The following is an 18633-nucleotide window of genomic DNA, read 5'->3' as shown; positions in this document are numbered from 1 at the left end:
GGGCAAGCCTGCTCACTACAACAAATCTGCTCCCACATTGGGATCGCGTTACTTTCAGTAGACGATCGGCACCGCTGCTCCAGCCATCCGGGCGCGTTGCCGGAAGCTGTACAGGTAGCAGAGCAGCCCAAGCAGGAACACCAGGCCGCAAACCAATCTGGCCCAGAACAGCAGGCGCAGATGCTCCACCGTGGCCATGAACGGTAGTGCCACGCCATCCACCGGCCAGCGCTGCAACCACACTTGCACGGCGCCGGCGGCGGTGAGGAACAGCGTGATCATCACCATCGACAGCACCATCATCCAGAAGCCCCACACTTCGACGGTCTGCGAGCGCGCATCCGGCGCTTCACCGATTCCGCGCAAGCGCGGCATGGCGTAGCTGATCAAGGTCATCACGATCATGGCGTAGGCGCCGAAGAACGCCAGGTGGCCGTGAGCCGCCGTGAGCTGAGTGCCGTGGGTGTAGAAGTTGACCGGTGCCAGGGTATGCAGGAACCCCCACACACCCGCGCCGAAAAACGCCGTGACCGTGGTGCCCTTTGCCCACAACGTCGCCGCGCGATTGGGGTGCTGGCGCCGCCGGCGTTTGACCATGGTGAAGGCGAACATCACCATCGCCAGGAACGGCAGCGGTTCCAGGGCCGAGAAGATCGAACCGACCCACAGCCACACCTCCGGTGCGCCGATCCAGAAAAAGTGGTGGCCGGTGCCGATGATGCCGGTGATCAAGGCCATGGCGATGATCACGTACAGCCATTTTTCCACCACTTCGCGGTCGACCCCGGTGACCTTGATCAGCACGAACGCCAGCATCGAGCCCATGATCAATTCCCACACGCCTTCCACCCACAGATGCACCACCCACCACCAGTAGAACTTGTCCCGTGCCAGGTTGCCGGGGTTGTAGAAGGAGAACAGGAAGAACACCGCGAGGCCGATCAGACCGGTCATCATCACCAGGCTGACCGTGGTTTTGCGGCCTTTGAGCAGGGTCATGCCGATGTTGTAGAGAAAGCCCAGGCACACCACCACGATGCCCATTTTAGTGATGGTCGGTTGCTCAAGAAACTCACGCCCCATGGTCGGCAGCAGTTCGTTGTGGGTCAGTTTGGCCAACGCCGCATACGGCACCAGCAGGTAGCCGAGAATGGTCAGCACCCCCGCCACGGCGAACACCCAGAACAGCAGGATCGCCAGTTTGGGGCTGTGCAGTTCACGGTCGGCCTCTTCGGGCACCAAGTAATACGCGGCTCCCATAAAGCCGAACAGCAGCCACACGATCAGCAGATTGGTGTGAACCATCCGTGCCACGTTGAAAGGAATCAGCGGGAACAGAAAATCGCCGATTACGTATTGCAGGCCCATGATCAGCCCGAACAGCACCTGGCCGACGAACAGCATCAGCGCAAACACGAAGTAGGGTTTGGCCACGGCCTGGGATTGGAATTTCAGATAGGGGTTGGCGCTGTGCATGGCTCAGCCCTCCTTGTTCGGTGGCCAGTTATTGGTATCGATCTTCGAACTCCATTTAAGGAACTCGGCCATGTCATCCACCTCTTGGTCAGTGAGGTTGAATTGCGGCATGGCCCGACGCCCCGGAACCCCCAGGGGCTGCATTTTCATCCAGGCATGCAGGAACGGTTTAAACCCCTCGTCACCCCCGCGCCGCTTGAACACATTGCCCAGCTCCGGCGCAAAGTACGCGCCCTCGCCGAGCAGGGTGTGGCAGCCGATGCAATTGTTGCGCTCCCACACACCCTTGCCACGCACCACCGATTCGGTGAGCTGATCAACGTTGCTGCGGGTGGGAAAGGTTTGTTCGGTGTGATAGGTCAGGGCCAGGAAAATCAGGAAGAAGAACACGCTTCCTCCGAAGTAGATATTCCTGGCCATGCCCTTGGTGAAGGTATCTGACATGGTCGCTTCCTCATGGCTTGGCGGGGGTCATGATAGGAAGGCGGCGGGCGAAAACGGCTTGATGGCGATCAAGAAATGTTGATGGTTTTAGTCGGGTATGGAACGGACCCACCTGCCACTTCATTCGGCACAAATGGGAGTCCTCTAAACGAGCTTCAGCGCATGAAGGCAGAAGGAGAAACACGCGCTAATAGTCTCGTCTGGCCGCACGTACGACCTCTGGACTAGGTATTTTCTAATTGATGCTTTGGGGCAGTGATAAAACCGACCGGAAAAGAGCGATCAAACGGGCAAAAGAGATTCTCGATGCCCTGAGAGGTGGATGAAATGACTGAATCGAAATTCAAACCCGAGGACATGCCGGTCCTCGATCTTGATACATCCGGCACAAGCGTTTATGAGTCTTCGCGCTTCCTCGACAGCCCGGAAACCATCAGCGCTTATCTGGCGCAAAGCATGCACTCGCACGACCCGCAGTTGCTGATGAAAGCGCTTGCCGAAGTGGCCAAGGCCCAAGGTGTGAACAAGGTCGCGGAGGCCGCGGGGGTTAATCGCGAGAGCCTGTATAAAACGCTCAAGGGTGGCTCGAAAACCCGTTATGAAACGGTCCAGAAGCTGATGCTGGCCTTAGGTGTCGAACTGACTGTACAGCCGATTGCAGCAGCGAGACTCAAGAGAACTGTACGAACCAAGCCGGCGGCGCCCGGTAAGCTCTGAGCGAACGACCGTCCTCAGTGGGAGGCTCGCCTCCCAGCGCCCCAGGCCACGAGGCGCGCGGTTCAGGCATTGGTGTCCTGCCAGGTCCTTAAGGGTGATCGAATTCTCAAGCACTCAACCCCACAATCCCCGCCAACACCACCAGCCCCCACCCCAGCATCGCCACCCTCCACTTCCAGGGCCCGTGCCGCAACTCCATAAACCCATCCACAATCACCCAGCCCTTGACCATCGCCAGCAACACCACTACCCCCGCCGCGCCACTCCACACGGTGCCGAGGCTCAGTACCATCAGGCCCGCCCAACACAGCCACAACCTCACTGAGCTGTTCATCGGATCACATATACCAGGGCAAACAACACCACCCACACCAGGTCGACCATGTGCCAATACAACACGCCGGACTCCAGTCCACTCAAGCGCGGTGCCAGGTACTGCCGTTGCCAGCAGCGCCACCCGAGCCAAGCGAGAATCACCAGGCCCAGCAGCACATGCAAAAAGTGAAAGCCGGTGACGATCCAGTACAAGGTGAAGAATGTGCTGCGCTCAAGCCCCAGCCCTGCGTCGATCAGATGGCGGTATTCGGTGAGTTTGATCCACACATACACCAGCGCCACCAGCCATGCGCCGAGCAGCAAGACACTACCGCGCCGCGCGCGACCCAGGCGCACCTGCTGCACGGCCAATGCGGCCAACGCACCCGCGCTCAACAGGCTGTAGGTCATTGCCAGGCCGGTCGAGGTATCCAGTTGCGCGCGCCCTAGGGCGAACACCTCGGGCTGGAGCCGCTGGGTCACGGCAAACGCCAGGATCAATATCGCGAACACGGTCAGTTCAGCGAGGATGAACAACCACATCGCCACGTCCCCCGGCAGGCGCCGGGGCTCAGGCAAAGTGCACATCCACCACGTCCATCAGCGCCGCGATGGTTTGCGGGTCGTCGCTCAGGGCCTGGGCCAGGCAGGCCATGCACGCTTCGCGCGGCGGCATGCCGGCGGCGATCAGGCGCGCGGTAAAAATCAGCAGGCGGGTGGAGGCCACTTCCTCCAGGTCGTGCTGATCGAGGCGCCGCAAGGCTTGGCCAAGGCGCACCACCTGGCTGGCCAGGGCGTTATCCACCTGCGCTTCGCGCGCGACGATACGCGCTTCGTCCGCCGCCGCCGGGTAGTCGAAACGCAGCGCCACGAAACGCTGGCGAGTGCTGGGTTTCATGCCCTTGAGCAGGTTCTGGTAACCGGGGTTATATGACACCACCAGCATGAATGACGGCGGCGCCTTGACCACTTCGCCGGTGCGTTCCAGGTACAGCTCGCGACGGTCGTCGGCCACCGGGTGCAGGACCACGGCGGTGTCCTGGCGCGCTTCGACCACTTCATCGAGGTAGCAGATGCCGCCCTCGCGCACAGCGCGGGTCAGCGGGCCGTCCTGCCACCAGGTGCCTTGGCTGCCGATCAGATGGCGACCGACCAGGTCGGCGGCGCTCAGATCGTCGTGGCAGGCCACGGTGTACAGGGGCAGGTTCAGGCGATGCGCCATGTGCTGCACGAAGCGGGTCTTGCCGCAGCCGGTGGGGCCCTTGATCAGCACCGGCATGCGGTGCTGCCAGGCGTGTTCGAACAGACGCTGTTCGTTGTCGAGAGGCTGATAGAAAGGCGCGTTCATCGTGTATATCCGAGGCGGGTTCGAGGGCCACGCTAAGGGCGCCTGCGACAACCTGGCAAGCGCTAACCCAGGCAAACTTGATCGCCGTCAAGCGAGCTTTGCGAGGCCACGCCATAGTCTGGCCCGGCACTAAGAACCTGCGCCCCGCACCGTGTTGCGAGGCACCGCAAAGGTCTCGCCTGAGGAGTAAATGGAATGCTGACTCGCCGCACGAACCCCTTCACCTTAAGCCTCGCCAGCCTCGGCTGCGCACTGGCCCTGACCCTGCCCCTGAGCGCCCACGGCAACGCCCAGCCCGCCGTGGTCAAGACCGCCGGCGCGCCGGACATGAGCCAGGCTGATTTCGACGCGTCCAAACAGATCTATTTCGAACGCTGCGCCGGCTGCCACGGCGTGCTGCGCAAGGGAGCCACCGGCAAGCCCCTGACGCCGGATATCACCCAGGCTCGCGGCCAGGCCTACCTGGAAGCGCTCATCACCTACGGCTCGCCCGCCGGCATGCCGAACTGGGGTACCTCCAATGCGCTGACCAAAGCGCAGATCAGCAGCATGGCCACCTTTATCCAGCACACCGCGCCGACGCCGCCGGAATGGGGCATGGCCGAGACGCTCAAGACCTGGAAAGTGCTGGTCAAGCCCGAAGACCGCCCGAAAAAACAGCTCAATCACCTCAACCTGCAAAACCTGTTTTCGGTGACCTTGCGCGACGACGGCAAGATCGCCCTGGTGGACGGCGACACCAAGCAGATCGTCAAGCTGATCGACACCGGTTATGCCGTGCATATTTCGCGGATCTCCGCCTCGGGTCGCTACCTGCTGGTGATCGGCCGTGACGCCAAGATCGACATGATCGACCTGTGGCCCGCCGAGCCCACCAAAGTCGCCGAAATCAAGGTGGGCATCGAAGCGCGGTCGGTGGAGACCTCGAAGTTCAAGGGCTACGAAGACAAGTACACGATTGCCGGGGCCTACTGGCCGCCGCAGTTCACCCTGATGGACGGCGAGACCCTGGAACCCAAGCAGATCGTCTCCACTCGCGGCATGACCGTCGACAAGCAGGAGTACCACCCAGAACCCCGTGTGGCGGCGATCATCGCGTCCCACGAGTGGCCGGAGTTCATCGTCAACGTCAAGGAAACCGGCAAGGTCATGCTGGTCAACTACCAGGACATCAAGAACCTCACCATCACCACCATCGACGCCGCGCCGTTCCTGCACGACGGCGGCTGGGACAGCACCCACCGCTACTTCCTCACAGCGGCCAACAACTCGAACAAGGTGGCGGTGATCGACTCCAAGGCGCGCACCCTGGCCGCGCTGGTGGACGTGGGCAAGACCCCGCACCCCGGGCGTGGCGCCAACTTTATCCACCCCACCTACGGGCCGGTGTGGGCCACCAGCCACTTGGGCGACGGCGGAATTTCGGTGATCGGCACCGACCCGATCAAGCACCCGCAATACGCCTGGAAACAGGTGGAAACCCTCAAGGGCCAGGGCGGCGGTTCGCTGTTTATCAAGACCCACCCCAACTCCCATCACCTGTACGTGGACACCACCCTCAACCCCGACGCCAAGCTCAGCCAGTCGGTGGCGGTGTTCGATATCAACCAGCTCGACAAGGGCTACACCGTGCTGCCGATCGCCGAATACTCGGGGATCAAGCAAGGCGCTATGCGCGTGGTGCAACCGGAATACAACAAGGCCGGCGACGAGGTGTGGTTCTCGGTGTGGAACGGCCAGACCGAAGAATCGGCGCTGGTGGTGATCGATGACAAAACCCTGAAGCTCAAGCAGGTGATCAAGGACAAACGCCTGATCACCCCGACCGGCAAATTCAACGTTTACAACACCCAACACGACATTTATTGAGCCCCATCAACACGAGGTCCGCCCATGAAAAATATGCTCCTCGCACTGCTGGCTTGCAGCGCTGCGTTCAGCCTGCAACCGGCCCTGGCTCAAGACGGCCAAGCCCTGTTCAACAGTAAACCCTGTGTCGGCTGCCACACCCTGGACAGCAAGTTGGTAGGCCCGGCCATGAAGGAAGTCGCCGCCAAGAACACCGGCGTGAAAGACGCCGCCGCGACCCTGGCCAGTCATATCAAGAACGGCACCCAGGGTAACTGGGGGCCGATCCCTATGCCGCCGAACCAGGTCACCGATGAAGAAGCCAAGGTGTTGGCCGATTGGGTCCTGAGCTTGAAATAACCACAAGGAGCACGCCATGAAAGCATCGATGTTCGGTTCGGCCATGGCGCTGCTCATGCTGGTCCCCGCGTGGGCGACGGCGACACCCGACGCCGCCCGCCTCGAACACCTGCTGACCCAGGACTGCGGCGCCTGCCATGGCCTGCACCTGACCGGCGGCCTCGGCCCGCCCCTCACGCCCCAGGCCCTGGCCGGCCAACCCCGCGCCAGCCTGATCGCCACCATCACTTACGGTCGCCCAGCCCGCGCCATGCCCGGCTGGGGCCCACTGCTCAGCGCCGGCGATATTGCCTGGCTGGCCGACCGCCTGCTGCAAGGACGCCCCACCCCATGATGCGACCCGCCGTGTTCTCCCTGTGCCTGCTGCTCGGCGCCTGTGCCCAACCGACGCTGCGCGGCAGCGGTGATCTGGGGTTGGTGATCGAACGGGCCAGCGGCAGTGTGCAGATCGTCGAGAGCAGCGGCATGACCGAGCTGGCGCGCATCGAAGGGCTGGGCGATCTGTCCCACGCCTCGGCGGTGTTTTCCCGCGACCAACGCTATGCCTATGTGTTTGCCCGCGACGGCGGCTTGACCAAGGTCGACTTGCTGACCCAGCGCATCGCTAAACGCATCATCCAGGGCGGCAACAGTATTGGCGGCGCGATCAGCCAGGATGGCCGCCTGATTGCCGTGTCCAACTACCAGCCGGGCGGGGTCAAGGTGTTCGATGCCGTCAACTTGGAACTGGTCGCCGACATTCCCGCCACGCCCCTGGCCAACGGCAAACGCTCGCGGGTGGTGGGCCTAGTGGACGCGCCGGGGCAGCGTTTCGTGTTCAGCCTGTTCGACACCGGCGAGATCTGGAGCGCGGACTTCAGCCACGGCAACACCCCAACCCTCACCCGTTTCACCGACATCGGCGAGCAGCCCTATGACGCACTGATCACCGCCGACGGTCGCTACTACATGGCCGGTCTGTTCGGCGAGGACGGCATGGCCCAGCTCGACCTGTGGCACCCGGAGCGCGGTGTGCAACGGGTACTCAAGGACTACGGACGCGGCCAGGCCAAGTTGCCGGTGTACAAAATGCCGCACCTGGAAGGCTGGGCCGTAGCCGACAACCAAGCGTTCGTGCCCGCCGTGGGCCGACACCAGGTGTTGGTGATGGACGCGCGCAGTTGGCAGCAGAGCGCCGCGATCGCCGTGGCCGGCCAACCGATCTTCGTCACCGCACGGCCGGATGGGCGCCAGCTGTGGGTCAATTTCGCCTACCCGGACAACGACCGCGTGCAGGTGATCGACAGCGAAACCCACCAAGTGGTCGCCGACCTGCGCCCCGGCCCCGGTGTGCTGCACATGGAGTTCACCGGGCGCGGCGAACAGCTGTGGCTGTCGGTGCGCGACGGCGAGCAGGTGCAGGTCTGGGACCCGTATCGAATGACCTTGCTCAAGACCTTGCCGGCCTTGAGCCCCAGCGGAATTTTCTTCAGCACTCGTGCACAAAAAATGGGGTATTGAGATGGACCTTGATCGACTCAGCCAGCACTTGATCGAACGCTACCAGCACGGCATGCCGCTGTGCGCCGAACCGTACCGGGAAATGGCCCAGGTCTTGAAGTGCAGCGAGGCCGAACTGATGACCTGCCTGCAACGCCTGGAGCTGGCCGGCGCCCTCTCGCGCGTCGGCCCGGTGTTCGAACATACCCGCGCCGGTGCCAGCACCCTGGCCGCCTTGGCAGTCCCGGCCGAACGCCTGGAACAGGTGGCGGCGCGGGTCAGCCAATACCCGGAAGTCAATCACAACTACGCCCGCGAGCATCACTACAACCTGTGGTTTGTGGTGACCGGCCCGCACCGTCAACATCTACAGCAGATCCTCGATGAGCTGGAACAAGACACCGGCCTGACACCGCTGGATCTGCCGATGCTCAGCGCCTACCGCATCGACCTCGGGTTCTCCCTGGGAGGGCATCCGTGATCGCGCCGCTGACCCAGGAGCAGATGCTCGACCTGCGCCAGTGCCTGGAGCGCGGTTTGCCACGGGTCTCGCGGCCTTACGACGCGCTGGCGGAGCAGATCGGTGCCCATCACGACCAGGTGTTGCAGCAAATGCAGCACTGGCATGAACAAGGCTTGTTCCGGCGCGTCGGACTGGTACTCAACCATCGCGCCCTGGGTTTTGTGGCCAACGCCATGCTGGTGCTGGATGTGCCGGATGCCTTGGTGGATAACGTCGGCCAGCGCCTGGGCCGCGCGCCGGGGGTGAACCTGTGTTACCAGCGTCCGCGACGCCTGCCGCAGTGGCGCTACAACCTGTTTTGCATGGTCCACGGCCGCGAGCGCGCGGTGGTCGAGGCGCACATCGAGACGCTATTGGCCGAGCACCTGCTCAACGACCTTCCCCACCAGGTGCTGTTCAGTACCCACGCGTTCAAACAATGCGGCGGACGTTTTGCGCCGCCACCGTCGCAGGTGTGGGCCCATGGATGAACGGGATCGCCAATTGATCAATCGCCTGCAACACGGCCTGCCCCTGGTACGTCAGCCCTGGCAGTCAGTGGCGCAGGAACTCGGCTGCGCCCCCGGTGAGGTACTCGACCGCCTGCACGCGTTGCTTGAAGACGGCGTGCTCACCCGGTTCGGCCCGATGTTTGATATCGAGCGCGTCGGCGGGGCATTCACCTTGGCCGCGCTGGCAGTGCCCGAGGCGCGCTTCGATGCCGTCGCCGAGCAGCTCAACGCCCTGCCCCAGGTGGCCCACAACTACCGCCGCGAACATGCCTGGAACATGTGGTTCGTGCTGGCCTGCGCCAGCCCTGAGGAACTCGACGCCACCCTGTCGCGCATCGAAACCCTGACCGGGTTGACGGTGCTCAACCTGCCCAAGGAGCACACCTACCATGTCGGTCTGCATTTCCCGGTCTGACAGCCCCCTGGCCCTGCGCCTGATCGCCCTCACCCAAGACGGCCTGCCGCTGCTGGAAGACCCGTGGGCGTGGCTGGCCGAGCAGTTGGGAATCAGCGTCGAGTCGACCCTCGACCTGCTCAAGCGCCTGCAAACCGAGGGCGTGATTCGGCGTATCGCGGCGGTGCCCAACCATTACCGCCTGGGCTATCGGCATAACGGCATGACTGTGTGGGACGTGGCCGACGAGCAACTGCCGCGCCTGGGCGAACTGATAGGCGCGCAGCCGTTCGTGAGCCACTGCTACCGCCGCCCCCGGCGCGTGGGCTGGCCCTACAACTTGTTCGCCATGGTGCATGGGCGCAGTCGTGAAGAAATCGACAGCTACCGCGAGCACCTGCGTTTTTTGCTTGCCGATGCCTGCCGCGCCGACGAGATGCTGGTGAGCAGTCGCATCCTGAAAAAAACCGGCCTGCGCTTGCCGCCGGCGCACTGAAAAGGAATAGCCCATGCTGCGAATCAGTCAGTACTTGCGCACCCTGGCCGGCCAATGCCCGGCGCCGCGCGTCTCGGCCCCCGGCAGCAAGCGGCCGCCAGTGGTGATCTGGAACCTGCTGCGCCGGTGCAACCTGACCTGCAAGCATTGCTATGCCACCAGCGCCGACAGTGTGTTCCGCGATGAGCTGGACACCGCCACCGCGCTGCGGGTGATCGATGACCTGCACGAAGCCGGCGTGCGCGTACTGATCCTTTCCGGCGGCGAGCCGCTGCTGCGCGCAGATATATTCCAGCTGAGCGCCTACGCTCGCGACAAAGGCTTTTTCGTGGCGTTGTCCACCAACGGCACGCTGATTGATGAGCGCAATATCCAGCAGATTGCCGACGCGCATTTCGACTACGTGGGCATCAGTATCGATGGCCTGGAGGCGACCCACGATGCCTTTCGCCAGTCACACGGCAGCTTCCAGCGCTCGTTGCATGGCATACGTCTGTGCCGCGAAGCAGGCATCCGCGTGGGCCTGCGGACCACCCTGACCCAGGACAACCACGCGCAGCTGCCGCAATTGCTCGCGCTGATGCGCGCTTACGACGTGCAGAAGTTCTACCTGTCGCACCTCAACTACAGCGGGCGCGGCAAGCGCAGCCGCCAACTGGACGCGCACCGGCAGATCAGCCGCGACGCCATGGCGCTGATTTTCCAGCAAGCCTGGGAGGACATCGAAAACGGCGTGGCCAGCGATTTTGTCAGCGGCAACAACGACGCCGACGCGGTGCTATTGCTGCAATGGGTACATCGCCATCTGCCCGAGCATTACCCGCAGCTGGAGCACCTGTTGCACGGTTGGGGCGGCAATGCGTCGGGCAGCGGCATCGCCAATATCGACAACACCGGCGAGGTGCATCCGGACACCTACTGGTGGCAGCACTCGGTGGGCAATGTGCGCAACACCACATTCCGCCAGCTCTGGCTCGACCAACCCGACCCCTTGCTGCAGCGCCTGCGCGAATACCCGCGCCGCATCGGCGGGCGCTGCGCCGAGTGTCGCTGGCTGCCGATCTGCAACGGCAACACCCGTACCCGCGCCTGGGCCGATGGCGACCTGTGGGGCCCGGACCCGGGTTGCTACCTGAGCGACGATGAAATTGCCACGCGCTCGCCCAACCTGATTCCGTGCTCCACCCGGTGACACAACCGGGGCAGCGCTCCTGATGATCGACCAAGGATGTCCCATGCACACCACTGCCCTCCCCCCCAGCCTGCACAGCCCGTTGCATCCCGGTGAAGTCGCGCTGGTGGGCGCCGGACCCGGCGACCCACGCCTGCTTACCTTGCGCGCCTGGAGCCTGCTGATGCAGGCCGATGCCGTGGTGTTCGACCGGCTGATCAGCGCCGAACTGCTCACGCTGATCCCGCTCACCTGCGCCCGCCATTACGTGGGCAAGGCCAGCGGCCATCACAGCCTGCCCCAGGATCAACTCAACGAACTGCTGGCGGAACTGGCCGGCGAAGGCCAGCGCGTGGTGCGCCTCAAGGGCGGCGACCCGTTTATTTTCGGGCGCGGCGCCGAGGAGCTCGAATACCTGCTGGCGCGGGATATTCCGTGCCAAGTGGTGCCAGGGATCACCGCCGCGTCCGGGTGCAGCGCCTACGCCGGAATCCCGTTGACCCATCGCGATCTGGTCAACTCGTGCCGTTTCGTCACCGGGCACCTGCAGCGCGACGGTGCGCTGAAATTACCCTGGGCCAGCCTCGCCGAGCCGAGCCAGACCCTGGTGTTCTATATGGGCCTGTCGAACCTGGCGCTGATCGCCGAACACCTGGTGGCTGCCGGTTTGTCGGCGGATACCCCGGCGGCGCTGATCAGCAACGGTGCGCGCGCCGATCAACAGGTGGCCCGTGGCACCTTGCGCCAGTTGCCGACCCTGGCCGCCGACTGCGAACCCGGCGTGCCAACCCTGACGGTGATCGGCCAGGTCGTGGACCTGTTCGCCGGCGCCGCCCTGCACTTCCCGGCCAGCCTGGCAGCGCCGCGCGCAGCGGTGGCGGTATGAAACGCCTGCTGCTAGTGCCGCTGTTGTGGGCCAACGTCGCCCACGGTACGCCGGCCGAGGATTACCGCCAGTACTGTGAGCAGTGCCACGGCCTCAACCGCATCGGCGCCACCGGCCCGGCGTTGTTGCCCGAAAGCCTGGGGCGGATCAAGCCTGACGAGGCGCGCCAGGTGATCCGCGACGGCCGCCCCGCCAGCCAAATGGCCGGATTCGCCGCGCAATTGGACAGCGCGCGCATCGACGGCCTGGTGGATTTTCTGCAACAGCCGCCGGCATCGCCACCGACCTGGGATGCCCAGGCGATCCGCGCCAGCCACACCGTACTGGCGAACCTGAACCAACTGCCGACCACCCCGCAGCACCACGCCGACCCGCTCAACCTGTTTGTGGTGGTGGAATCGGGGGATCACCACATGGACATTCTCGACGGTGACACTTTCAACGTGCTGGACCGCTTCCCCACCCACTTCGCGGTACACGGCGGGCCGAAGTTTTCCCCGGATGGGCGCTTTGTGTACTTCGCCTCCCGGGACGGCTGGATCAGCCAATACGACCTGCATAACCTCAGGCTGATCGCCGAAACCCGCGTTGGCCTCAACACTCGCAACCTGGCGGTGAGCAAAGACGGGCGCTGGGTGCTGGCGGGCAACTACCTGCCGGGCAATCTGGTGTTGCTGGATGCGCGCGATCTGTCGCTGGTCAAGATTCTGGACACTGGTTCGCGGGTCAGCGCCGTGTACACCGCACCGCCGCGCAACAGCTTTATCGTCGCGCTCAAGGATCTGAACGAGGTGTGGGAACTGGCGTATGCCGACGCGCAACCGCGCTTCGAGCCCCGGCGCATCCAGGCCCAGGACGTGCTCGATGACTTTTCGTTTTCTCCCGATTACCGACAGTTGGTCGCCACCTCGCGCAAGGCCGGGGGCGGCCAGGTAATCGACCTGGACAGCGGCGCGGTGGTCACCGATATCCCGCTGGCGGGCATGCCGCACCTGGGCTCGGGCACCTATTGGCAACGCGATGGGCACTGGGTGTTCGCCACACCGAATATCAGCAAAGGGCAAATCTCGGTGATCGACCTGAACACCTGGGCGCTGATCAAACAGATTCCCACCCTGGGGCCAGGCTTCTTTATGCGCAGCCATGTGAACTCACGCTATGTATGGAGCGACGTGTTCTTCGGCCCGGACAACGACGCCATCCACCTGATCGACAAACAGACCCTGGAAATCGCCCACACCTTGCGCCCGGTGCCGGGCAAGACCGCCGCCCATGTGGAATTCACCCGCGACGGGCGCTACGTGTTACTGAGCATCTGGGCCACGGACGGCGCGTTGATCGTCTACGACAGCCAAACCCTCAAGGAGGTCAAGCGCCTGCCCATGAACAAGCCGTCGGGCAAATACAACGTGGGCAATAAAATCGAGTTCGCCGAAGGCACCTCCCACTAGGCCTGTTCGAACAACCCACACAGCTCATCCACCTGCCGGCGCCCGTCCGGCAGCACACACAGAAACTGCGCCGACAATTCGATCAGGCCGTCCCGCGCCCATTGCTCCAATAGCGGCCAGAGCGTGGCGAAATACTGGGAAAACACCAACCCGTAACGCCGCTCAATCGCCTGGATATCCAGTTCCAGGTCGCAGGCCAAGCGCTCCACCACGTATTCGCGCAACCCGTCGCCGACCTGGCGTTGCCAGCCCTGGCAGGTGGGGAGCTGGCCATTGTGCAGGGCTCGGGCGTAGGCCGGTTCGGTGCTGCCGTTTTGCGCGCACAAGCCGTCGATCTGGCTGATGGCGCCCAGGCCCAGGCCGATATGGTCGCAATAGCCGTGCAGAGTGAAGCCTTCGCTGGTGCGGCTCAGGCGGCCGCGCTCCTGGGCCTGGATCAGGTCGTCGTCGCCACGGGCAAACAGGCCCAGGCCGATGTAGTGGTAACCCGCCGCGCCGAGGCGCTCGAAGCACAACTGGCGCATTTCGGCTTTATCCGCCGCGCTGCATTGCGCCTGGGCAGGCTGGGCCAGATAACGGCTGGGCGGCCGGGCGTAGTCAAACACCTGCAGGCGGTCCGGCTCCAGGGCGATCAGGCTGGCCAGCTTGGTATCGAAGCTGGCGAGGGTCTGCCAGGCGCTGCCGTAGCCGAGATCGACGCTGACCGAACGGAAATCGAAAGTGCGCGCCGCATCGATCAAGGACTGGATCGGCGCAGGGTCGCGGTACCAGGCCAGGGCGTGCACCCCTTCGGCACGCGCGTCGGGCACGCCGATACAGACGTGGTTGAAGCCCAGGTCGCGCAGCAGACCCATGCCGGCCCAATCGGTGTGGTACGGGTCGAGGTCGATGCCGTAGTCACCACGGCCAGGGGCAAGAAAATGAAAGCGCTCGCGCATGTTCGCCATCAGCGTTTGTACCGCGCCGATGCTCGCAGCGCCGCGCCACTGGAAGTACTCCAGCGGCTGGCGAGCGCCCAAGTGGCAGCCGACCAGCTGGATCTCTTGGGCCAGGCTGCGTGGGTACTCGTCACTCGGTGGGTTGGCCGGCCAATGCAAGGTCACGGCCAGCGGGCGTTGCCGTTGGCGGCTGGTGCGCAGGGCGCGCAACATATCCAGAGAGCCTATGCCGGGGTGGAAACGGCGGATATCGGCCTGGCCATTCAGGTCCAGCACGCCTGGACCGTGACGAGCGAGGGGGATGACAGTGTGCATGGCAGGCTCCGGATCAAGGGGCGGTGAGCCATTGTCCGGCGGCGGGCCTCGACGCACCTTGATGTGCATCAAGGGCCCTACCAGCTGAGGTAGAACATGCTCTTGGCCAACAGCACGATGGCGACCATATGCGCAAACAGACTCAGGTGTACCCCGCGCAGGTAGCGCTCGCTGGCGCGGCCACGGCGCATAAGCAGTAAGGTCGTCACAAAATGCAGCAGCACACTGGCGGCCAGTAGCAGTTTGAGCGAAAGCAACATGCCAAAGGACGACGCCGTAGGCGCGGCCAGCACCGGCAGGTAGCGCAGCCAGACCATCCCGAGACCGGCACCGAACAGCACCAACAGCACCCACGGCATCAGCGCCCGGGCGCGGCGGCCGATGCCTTGTTCCACCAACACCCGCGCCCGGGCGGGCAATTGCGCCTGTACCTTGGCCAGGATCAGCACTTCGAAAAACACCGTGCCGATAAAGATCAGCGCCGCGAACAGGTGGGCCAACAGAAACAGCAGATAGAGCATGATGGCCTCACAGGTCGCGCCGGGATTGCAGTGTGGCGCGCGCGGCGGCGGGCCACCTTGATGCCGATCAAGTCAGCACCTGCCAGCCGCAGCACTCACCGCGCCGGCTCAGCGGGCTCCAGGCGAAATCCCAGCCGGACGCTGGCAATGGCGGTTGCTCAACGGTGGCGGGCGGCGTGACTTTCCAATCGAATACCCGCAGCGCGCGCCACGCCAGCACGATGCCCTCGGCCTGGCTGTGGTCGGTATTGATCCAACTCGCCGCAGCGGCGGCCATGAACGCTTCGATGGGTTCCTCATTGATGCGCGTGCGGTAGGCCGAGCCGAGCAACCAACGGCACACGTTCAGGTGGTAGGTCCAATCCGCGGCCGGCTGGTTGCGGTAGGCCCAGGTCATAAAGCTGCGAAACAGGTTCAGGCCTTCGGGCGGGTCGAGCTTGAGCAGCGCCGGGCAGATGTCGAACAGGCTGTGCCAATAAGGCAACAGACGCGCGTCCAGGTGGACGAAACAGCGGGCATTACTGGGGTATTGCGCAGGCGCCGGTGCTGCACGCAGGCGCAGGGCGCCGGCTGGCGATGGATGATTCATGAACGCACTCACACTCGTGACGATAGAACGCCCCCTGGTCACAAGGGGCCCAAGGCACACGTCAGCAGGCGGGAGAAGCGCGGGGGTTGGCCGAGGGCCAGGCGTAGCGCGGCGGCGCTTTGTTGCGCTGGGCATGGGCTGTGCGCGGAGTTTGACCCAGGCCGAGCAGCCAGGCCAAGCCGATCAAGAACACCAGGGCGACGGTCAAGGCGGCGCACACCGGGCAGGCAAAGTAGTTCGAAATGTTGCTGGAAGCCGCGTCGCCCGACCCTTTATCGGAAAGTGGCGCCGGTTTGCCGTCCACCGAACAGAACGCCCCGCCGATTCCATTGAGCTGCTGGCCGAGCATCTGGCCATGGCTCAAACCGCACACGAACAGGTTCATCAGCACGCAGCAGTACAGGATCCAGGCGATCAGCGAACGGTCGGGCAGGCTCAATTTCATGGCCGCGACTCTACCATCCCAGCCGCCAACGGATGAAGCGCGACGCGCCCCTGTGGCAGAACGTCGCAGATTACGCAGGCCGGCGTGGGTTGGTAGACTTGCCGCCCTCCTCGTTTCTTACTTCAAATGCCTGCTTTTTCACGGCTTGATGGGTAGATCCAGCGCAATGCAGGCGTTTCACAGGATGCACAGTTGATGAGTACGTTATTTACCCGCCGCAAGGTCCTGACCGGTATGGGCTTGTTGGGCCTGGGCCTGCTGGCCGGTTGTGACAATAGCCCCAAACTGAACTTCAAGTACGGCAAGGACTTGAGCGACAAGATCATGGGTCGCACGTTCAAGCTCAAGAACACCGAGGGCGAGACGGTCACCCTCAGTTCCTATCGCGGCCTGATGCCGGTAGTGTTCTTCGGCTTTACCCAATGCCCGGCGGTGTGCCCCACCACCCTCGCCCGCGCGGCGCAGGCCAAGAAGCTGATGGGCCGCGACGGCGAGATCATGCAGGTGATCTTTATCACCCTGGACCCAGAGCGCGACACGCCGGAGATACTCGACAAGTACGTCAAGGCCTTCGACCCCAGTTTCGAAGCGCTGTACGGCACCCCGGAAGAAATCGCCGTGGCCGCCAAGGAATTCGGCATCTTTTATGAAAAGATCCCTGCCGGCGACACCTACACCCTGTCCCATACCGCCACCAGTTTTGTCTTCGACACCCGTGGCAACCTGCGCCTGGGGCTCCAGGCATCCCTTACCGCTCAAGAGTGCGCAGAAGACCTGCTCACCGTCATGGAGGTCTGCTAATGACTGCCGTTCAACACCTCAAGCGCCTCACCCTCGGCCTGACCCTGCTGGGCCTCGCCGCCCACGCCAGCGCCCAGGTGCAGGTCAGCGACGCCTGGGTCCGCGCGACCGTCCCGGGCCAACCCGCCAGCGGCGCATTCATGACCGTCACCGCCGACGTCGACAGCAAGCTGCTGCGCGTGGCCTCGCCGGTGGCCAAGGACGTGCAGATCCATGAAATGAGCATGCAAGACGACGTGATGCGCATGGGCCCGGTGGACTCGGTGGCCCTGCCTGCCGGCAAAGCCGTCACCCTCGACCCCAATGGCTACCATGTGATGCTGATGGGCCTGACCGGCCAGATCAAAGAAGGCGATCCGGTGCCGCTGACCCTGACCGTGGAAAACGCCAAGGGCGAGCAGCAAGCCGTTGAAGTCAAAGCCATCGCTCGTGGCGTGGACGGCACGGCCCCTAGCCATAAGCACTAATTGCACCCGTTCGGTTCGGGTTGGCTCACCTCAACCCGCCCATCAATCCACGATAAACAGCTTCGCACCGTCCAGCGTCGATGAACGGTGCGCTTCCATCTCATTGCCCACCTGATAACTCATCCCGGCCGTCAACGTAAACCGACGCCCATCCGCCAGCTCGGTGTGCAACTCGCCCTCCAGACACAGCAGCACATGCCCGCGGGTGCACCAATGATCCGCCAGGTACCCGGCGCTGTACTCCACCATACGCACGCGAGTCGTACCAAAGTGCCCGGTGCGCCAGGTAGCGCTGCCGGTCACACCGGGGTAGATGACCGGTTCAACAGTGGACCAATCGGTGGTGCAAAACGGGACGGCGGTAAGATCCATGGGGGACTCGGTCGTGGGTTAGGGTAGCTTGAAGGCTAACTGGCTGATTGGGGGGCGGGTAGACACAGATGGAGGGGGCTTGTGGCATACAGATGGTTGTGGGGACAGCCGAGGTCAGCAAAACTGCGAAGGCGGTGGTATTGCGACATCTTCAGCGCTTGATCCACCGCTATCGCGGCCTCGCTAAAGCTGGTGCGCTCCCACAGGGACTTTTTGTATTCCTTGCTTCATGGGTTCTCGTGCCCCGTTGGGATAAATGAATACCGGTCGATATCCGTCCGTAACTGCCAACCCCGACCTCGCCAAAACCCGGCGGCCCCCGTGTTGCTCTTGAACACATCGAGGTGGCATTTGTGGATGCCCAGGTGTTCCAGCTCATTGAGACAGCGCTGCACCAAGGCTTGCGCGATACCCTGGCGGCGAGAATCCGGCAGCACCAACAGGTGTTGCAGGTAACCGCGCCGTCCATCATGGCCGCACATGACGCAGCCGATCAATCGCCCCTCGCTTTCAGCCACGAAACTGAGCCCCGGATTGCGCGCCAGGTAGCGCTCGGTGGCGTCACGAGCGTCCGCGTCGCGCAGGGAAATACCGGGGGTGCTTTGCATCAAAGCGAGGACGGCGTCGTAGTCGGTCGGGGTCATGGTGCGAAGAGTCGGCATGGCACAAGCCTTGTGTGAACGGGCGTTATAGGGCGTGGGACGCAGCTTAAGCCCTTTTGACCGGCGTTTGGCCCATCGTCTCAGCGAAGCCGCTGTAGCAGCGCTATGATGTGGCCTTTCGCTC

Annotated in this window: 25 protein-coding genes and 1 pseudogene; 15 read left to right on the top strand and 11 right to left on the bottom strand. The window is 63.5% G+C overall.

Annotation, left to right across the window (positions count from 1 at the left end; genetic code table 11):
* Window positions 1-54 precede the first annotated feature (54 nt).
* Both YA0848_RS20020 and YA0848_RS20015 read right to left on the bottom strand, forming a co-directional pair.
* Window positions 55-1476 carry a cbb3-type cytochrome c oxidase subunit I gene (locus tag YA0848_RS20020; protein ID WP_034098474.1) on the bottom strand — a complete coding sequence of 474 codons (1422 nt, stop codon included), beginning with the start codon at window positions 1474-1476 and terminating at the stop codon, window positions 55-57.
* A 3-nt stretch (window positions 1477-1479) separates the two neighbouring features.
* The gene (locus YA0848_RS20015; protein WP_034098475.1) at window positions 1480-1920 is read right to left on the bottom strand and encodes a c-type cytochrome; all 441 of its coding nucleotides are present in this window, start codon (window positions 1918-1920) and stop codon (window positions 1480-1482) included.
* Between the two features lie 239 nt (window positions 1921-2159).
* On the opposite strand from YA0848_RS20015, the pseudogene YA0848_RS36695 reads away from it, so the two are divergent.
* Window positions 2160-2246: pseudogene (locus tag YA0848_RS36695) on the top strand (type II toxin-antitoxin system RelE/ParE family toxin); the annotation flags it as partial.
* Window position 2247: 1 nt separating this feature from the next.
* Window positions 2248-2637 (top strand): addiction module antidote protein, encoded by a 390-nt coding sequence (locus YA0848_RS20010; RefSeq protein WP_034098477.1) that lies wholly within the window; start codon window positions 2248-2250, stop codon window positions 2635-2637.
* Window positions 2638-2743: 106 nt separating this feature from the next.
* On the opposite strand, the gene YA0848_RS20005 is transcribed toward YA0848_RS20010, so the two are convergent.
* Genes YA0848_RS20005 through YA0848_RS19995 form a run of 3 tightly spaced genes read right to left on the bottom strand, consistent with a single transcriptional unit; the run spans window position 2744 to window position 4300 of the window.
* Window positions 2744-2971 (bottom strand): cytochrome C oxidase subunit IV family protein, encoded by a 228-nt coding sequence (locus YA0848_RS20005; protein WP_034098479.1) that lies wholly within the window; start codon window positions 2969-2971, stop codon window positions 2744-2746.
* The gene (locus tag YA0848_RS20000; RefSeq protein WP_034098480.1) at window positions 2968-3540 is read right to left on the bottom strand and encodes a cytochrome c oxidase subunit 3; all 573 of its coding nucleotides are present in this window, start codon (window positions 3538-3540) and stop codon (window positions 2968-2970) included. The genes YA0848_RS20005 and YA0848_RS20000 overlap by 4 nt, the downstream gene beginning before the upstream one ends.
* Window positions 3524-4300: a CbbQ/NirQ/NorQ/GpvN family protein gene (locus tag YA0848_RS19995; protein WP_034098482.1), complete on the bottom strand. Its 777-nt coding sequence runs from the start codon at window positions 4298-4300 to the stop codon at window positions 3524-3526. Before YA0848_RS19995 ends, YA0848_RS20000 begins: the two co-directional genes overlap by 17 nt.
* 327 nt (window positions 4301-4627) lie before the next feature.
* On the opposite strand from YA0848_RS19995, the gene nirS reads away from it, so the two are divergent.
* From nirS to YA0848_RS19940, 11 genes are read left to right on the top strand one after another with little or no spacing between them, the layout of a single operon-like run.
* Window positions 4628-6169: a nitrite reductase gene (gene nirS / locus YA0848_RS19990; protein ID WP_232925149.1), complete on the top strand. Its 1542-nt coding sequence runs from the start codon at window positions 4628-4630 to the stop codon at window positions 6167-6169.
* Between the two features lie 24 nt (window positions 6170-6193).
* Window positions 6194-6508: a c-type cytochrome gene (locus tag YA0848_RS19985; RefSeq protein ID WP_034098486.1), complete on the top strand. Its 315-nt coding sequence runs from the start codon at window positions 6194-6196 to the stop codon at window positions 6506-6508.
* A 16-nt stretch (window positions 6509-6524) separates the two neighbouring features.
* Complete coding sequence (locus tag YA0848_RS19980) at window positions 6525-6842, top strand: c-type cytochrome (RefSeq protein ID WP_034114060.1); 318 nt, start codon at window positions 6525-6527, stop codon at window positions 6840-6842.
* Window positions 6839-8008 carry a cytochrome D1 domain-containing protein gene (locus YA0848_RS19975; RefSeq protein ID WP_169903152.1) on the top strand — a complete coding sequence of 390 codons (1170 nt, stop codon included), beginning with the start codon at window positions 6839-6841 and terminating at the stop codon, window positions 8006-8008. The genes YA0848_RS19980 and YA0848_RS19975 overlap by 4 nt, the downstream gene beginning before the upstream one ends.
* A gap of 1 nt (window position 8009) precedes the next feature.
* Window positions 8010-8468: an Lrp/AsnC family transcriptional regulator gene (locus YA0848_RS19970; protein ID WP_034098492.1), complete on the top strand. Its 459-nt coding sequence runs from the start codon at window positions 8010-8012 to the stop codon at window positions 8466-8468.
* A gap of 23 nt (window positions 8469-8491) precedes the next feature.
* A complete protein-coding gene (ahbB, locus tag YA0848_RS19965; protein ID WP_034099829.1) occupies window positions 8492-8980 on the top strand; it encodes a siroheme decarboxylase subunit beta in 489 nt (162 codons plus the stop codon).
* Entirely contained in the window at window positions 8973-9416 is a 444-nt protein-coding gene (locus YA0848_RS19960) for an Lrp/AsnC family transcriptional regulator (protein ID WP_034098493.1), read from the top strand. Before ahbB (YA0848_RS19965) ends, YA0848_RS19960 begins: the two co-directional genes overlap by 8 nt.
* Window positions 9391-9891: a siroheme decarboxylase subunit beta gene (ahbB, locus tag YA0848_RS19955; protein WP_034098495.1), complete on the top strand. Its 501-nt coding sequence runs from the start codon at window positions 9391-9393 to the stop codon at window positions 9889-9891. The genes YA0848_RS19960 and ahbB (YA0848_RS19955) overlap by 26 nt, the downstream gene beginning before the upstream one ends.
* Window positions 9892-9904: 13 nt before the next feature.
* A complete protein-coding gene (nirJ, locus tag YA0848_RS19950) occupies window positions 9905-11083 on the top strand; it encodes a heme d1 biosynthesis radical SAM protein NirJ (protein WP_169903153.1) in 1179 nt (392 codons plus the stop codon).
* Between the two features lie 43 nt (window positions 11084-11126).
* Window positions 11127-11948: a uroporphyrinogen-III C-methyltransferase gene (gene cobA / locus YA0848_RS19945; RefSeq protein WP_169903154.1), complete on the top strand. Its 822-nt coding sequence runs from the start codon at window positions 11127-11129 to the stop codon at window positions 11946-11948.
* Window positions 11945-13399 carry a nitrite reductase gene (locus tag YA0848_RS19940; protein WP_169903155.1) on the top strand — a complete coding sequence of 485 codons (1455 nt, stop codon included), beginning with the start codon at window positions 11945-11947 and terminating at the stop codon, window positions 13397-13399. The genes cobA and YA0848_RS19940 overlap by 4 nt, the downstream gene beginning before the upstream one ends.
* On the opposite strand, the gene YA0848_RS19935 is transcribed toward YA0848_RS19940, so the two are convergent.
* The 4 genes from YA0848_RS19935 to YA0848_RS19920 form a co-directional block, all read right to left on the bottom strand.
* Window positions 13396-14652 carry a coproporphyrinogen III oxidase gene (locus tag YA0848_RS19935; RefSeq protein WP_169903156.1) on the bottom strand — a complete coding sequence of 419 codons (1257 nt, stop codon included), beginning with the start codon at window positions 14650-14652 and terminating at the stop codon, window positions 13396-13398. The two genes, YA0848_RS19940 and YA0848_RS19935, sit on opposite strands and share 4 nt — an antisense overlap.
* Window positions 14653-14729: 77 nt before the next feature.
* On the bottom strand, window positions 14730-15173 hold the full coding sequence (locus YA0848_RS19930; RefSeq protein ID WP_034098503.1) for a membrane protein: 444 nt from the start codon (window positions 15171-15173) through the stop codon (window positions 14730-14732).
* Between the two features lie 67 nt (window positions 15174-15240).
* Window positions 15241-15762, bottom strand: a complete 522-nt coding sequence (locus YA0848_RS19925) for a putative natural product biosynthesis protein (protein ID WP_034098505.1) — start codon at window positions 15760-15762, stop codon at window positions 15241-15243.
* A 61-nt stretch (window positions 15763-15823) separates the two neighbouring features.
* Window positions 15824-16207, bottom strand: coding sequence for a DUF2946 domain-containing protein (locus YA0848_RS19920; RefSeq protein WP_169903157.1), 384 nt, complete (start codon window positions 16205-16207; stop codon window positions 15824-15826).
* 195 nt (window positions 16208-16402) lie between these two features.
* Here YA0848_RS19920 and YA0848_RS19915 point away from each other — a divergent pair, with 195 nt between their 5' ends.
* On the top strand, window positions 16403-17008 hold the full coding sequence (locus YA0848_RS19915) for an SCO family protein (protein ID WP_034098508.1): 606 nt from the start codon (window positions 16403-16405) through the stop codon (window positions 17006-17008).
* Window positions 17008-17475: a copper chaperone PCu(A)C gene (locus YA0848_RS19910; RefSeq protein ID WP_034098510.1), complete on the top strand. Its 468-nt coding sequence runs from the start codon at window positions 17008-17010 to the stop codon at window positions 17473-17475. Before YA0848_RS19915 ends, YA0848_RS19910 begins: the two co-directional genes overlap by 1 nt.
* A 42-nt stretch (window positions 17476-17517) precedes the next feature.
* On the opposite strand, the gene YA0848_RS19905 is transcribed toward YA0848_RS19910, so the two are convergent.
* Together YA0848_RS19905 and YA0848_RS19900 are read right to left on the bottom strand one after the other, a co-directional pair.
* Window positions 17518-17847, bottom strand: a complete 330-nt coding sequence (locus YA0848_RS19905) for a DHCW motif cupin fold protein (protein WP_034098512.1) — start codon at window positions 17845-17847, stop codon at window positions 17518-17520.
* A gap of 227 nt (window positions 17848-18074) precedes the next feature.
* On the bottom strand, window positions 18075-18509 hold the full coding sequence (locus YA0848_RS19900; RefSeq protein WP_169903158.1) for a GNAT family N-acetyltransferase: 435 nt from the start codon (window positions 18507-18509) through the stop codon (window positions 18075-18077).
* Window positions 18510-18633: the final 124 nt, after the last annotated feature.

Origin of the sequence: Pseudomonas sp. S4_EA_1b, assembly GCF_016307435.1 — a bacterium.
GTDB classification, from domain to species: domain Bacteria; phylum Pseudomonadota; class Gammaproteobacteria; order Pseudomonadales; family Pseudomonadaceae; genus Aquipseudomonas; species Aquipseudomonas rhodesiae.
This window is presented reverse-complemented; position numbering and strand designations above follow the sequence as displayed.

What these genes read in the sequence shown, in the direction of transcription:
- ahbB (WP_034099829.1), top strand. Translation starts at nt 8,492, where the DNA reads ATGCTCGACCTGCGCCAGTGCCTGGAGCGCGGTTTGCCACGGGTCTCG.
- YA0848_RS19925 (WP_034098505.1), bottom strand. Translation starts at nt 15,762, where the DNA reads ATGAATCATCCATCGCCAGCCGGCGCCCTGCGCCTGCGTGCAGCACCG.
- YA0848_RS19900 (WP_169903158.1), bottom strand. Translation starts at nt 18,509, where the DNA reads ATGCCGACTCTTCGCACCATGACCCCGACCGACTACGACGCCGTCCTC.
- YA0848_RS19970 (WP_034098492.1), top strand. Translation starts at nt 8,010, where the DNA reads ATGGACCTTGATCGACTCAGCCAGCACTTGATCGAACGCTACCAGCAC.
- YA0848_RS19995 (WP_034098482.1), bottom strand. Translation starts at nt 4,300, where the DNA reads ATGAACGCGCCTTTCTATCAGCCTCTCGACAACGAACAGCGTCTGTTC.
- YA0848_RS20000 (WP_034098480.1), bottom strand. Translation starts at nt 3,540, where the DNA reads ATGTGCACTTTGCCTGAGCCCCGGCGCCTGCCGGGGGACGTGGCGATG.
- YA0848_RS20005 (WP_034098479.1), bottom strand. Translation starts at nt 2,971, where the DNA reads ATGAACAGCTCAGTGAGGTTGTGGCTGTGTTGGGCGGGCCTGATGGTA.
- YA0848_RS19905 (WP_034098512.1), bottom strand. Translation starts at nt 17,847, where the DNA reads ATGGATCTTACCGCCGTCCCGTTTTGCACCACCGATTGGTCCACTGTT.
- YA0848_RS19975 (WP_169903152.1), top strand. Translation starts at nt 6,839, where the DNA reads ATGATGCGACCCGCCGTGTTCTCCCTGTGCCTGCTGCTCGGCGCCTGT.
- YA0848_RS19910 (WP_034098510.1), top strand. Translation starts at nt 17,008, where the DNA reads ATGACTGCCGTTCAACACCTCAAGCGCCTCACCCTCGGCCTGACCCTG.
- cobA (WP_169903154.1), top strand. Translation starts at nt 11,127, where the DNA reads ATGCACACCACTGCCCTCCCCCCCAGCCTGCACAGCCCGTTGCATCCC.
- YA0848_RS19915 (WP_034098508.1), top strand. Translation starts at nt 16,403, where the DNA reads ATGAGTACGTTATTTACCCGCCGCAAGGTCCTGACCGGTATGGGCTTG.
- YA0848_RS19985 (WP_034098486.1), top strand. Translation starts at nt 6,194, where the DNA reads ATGAAAAATATGCTCCTCGCACTGCTGGCTTGCAGCGCTGCGTTCAGC.
- nirJ (WP_169903153.1), top strand. Translation starts at nt 9,905, where the DNA reads ATGCTGCGAATCAGTCAGTACTTGCGCACCCTGGCCGGCCAATGCCCG.
- YA0848_RS19935 (WP_169903156.1), bottom strand. Translation starts at nt 14,652, where the DNA reads ATGCACACTGTCATCCCCCTCGCTCGTCACGGTCCAGGCGTGCTGGAC.
- ahbB (WP_034098495.1), top strand. Translation starts at nt 9,391, where the DNA reads ATGTCGGTCTGCATTTCCCGGTCTGACAGCCCCCTGGCCCTGCGCCTG.
- nirS (WP_232925149.1), top strand. Translation starts at nt 4,628, where the DNA reads ATGAGCCAGGCTGATTTCGACGCGTCCAAACAGATCTATTTCGAACGC.
- YA0848_RS20020 (WP_034098474.1), bottom strand. Translation starts at nt 1,476, where the DNA reads ATGCACAGCGCCAACCCCTATCTGAAATTCCAATCCCAGGCCGTGGCC.
- YA0848_RS19930 (WP_034098503.1), bottom strand. Translation starts at nt 15,173, where the DNA reads ATGCTCTATCTGCTGTTTCTGTTGGCCCACCTGTTCGCGGCGCTGATC.
- YA0848_RS19980 (WP_034114060.1), top strand. Translation starts at nt 6,525, where the DNA reads ATGAAAGCATCGATGTTCGGTTCGGCCATGGCGCTGCTCATGCTGGTC.
- YA0848_RS20010 (WP_034098477.1), top strand. Translation starts at nt 2,248, where the DNA reads ATGACTGAATCGAAATTCAAACCCGAGGACATGCCGGTCCTCGATCTT.
- YA0848_RS19920 (WP_169903157.1), bottom strand. Translation starts at nt 16,207, where the DNA reads ATGAAATTGAGCCTGCCCGACCGTTCGCTGATCGCCTGGATCCTGTAC.
- YA0848_RS19940 (WP_169903155.1), top strand. Translation starts at nt 11,945, where the DNA reads ATGAAACGCCTGCTGCTAGTGCCGCTGTTGTGGGCCAACGTCGCCCAC.
- YA0848_RS19960 (WP_034098493.1), top strand. Translation starts at nt 8,973, where the DNA reads ATGGATGAACGGGATCGCCAATTGATCAATCGCCTGCAACACGGCCTG.
- YA0848_RS20015 (WP_034098475.1), bottom strand. Translation starts at nt 1,920, where the DNA reads ATGTCAGATACCTTCACCAAGGGCATGGCCAGGAATATCTACTTCGGA.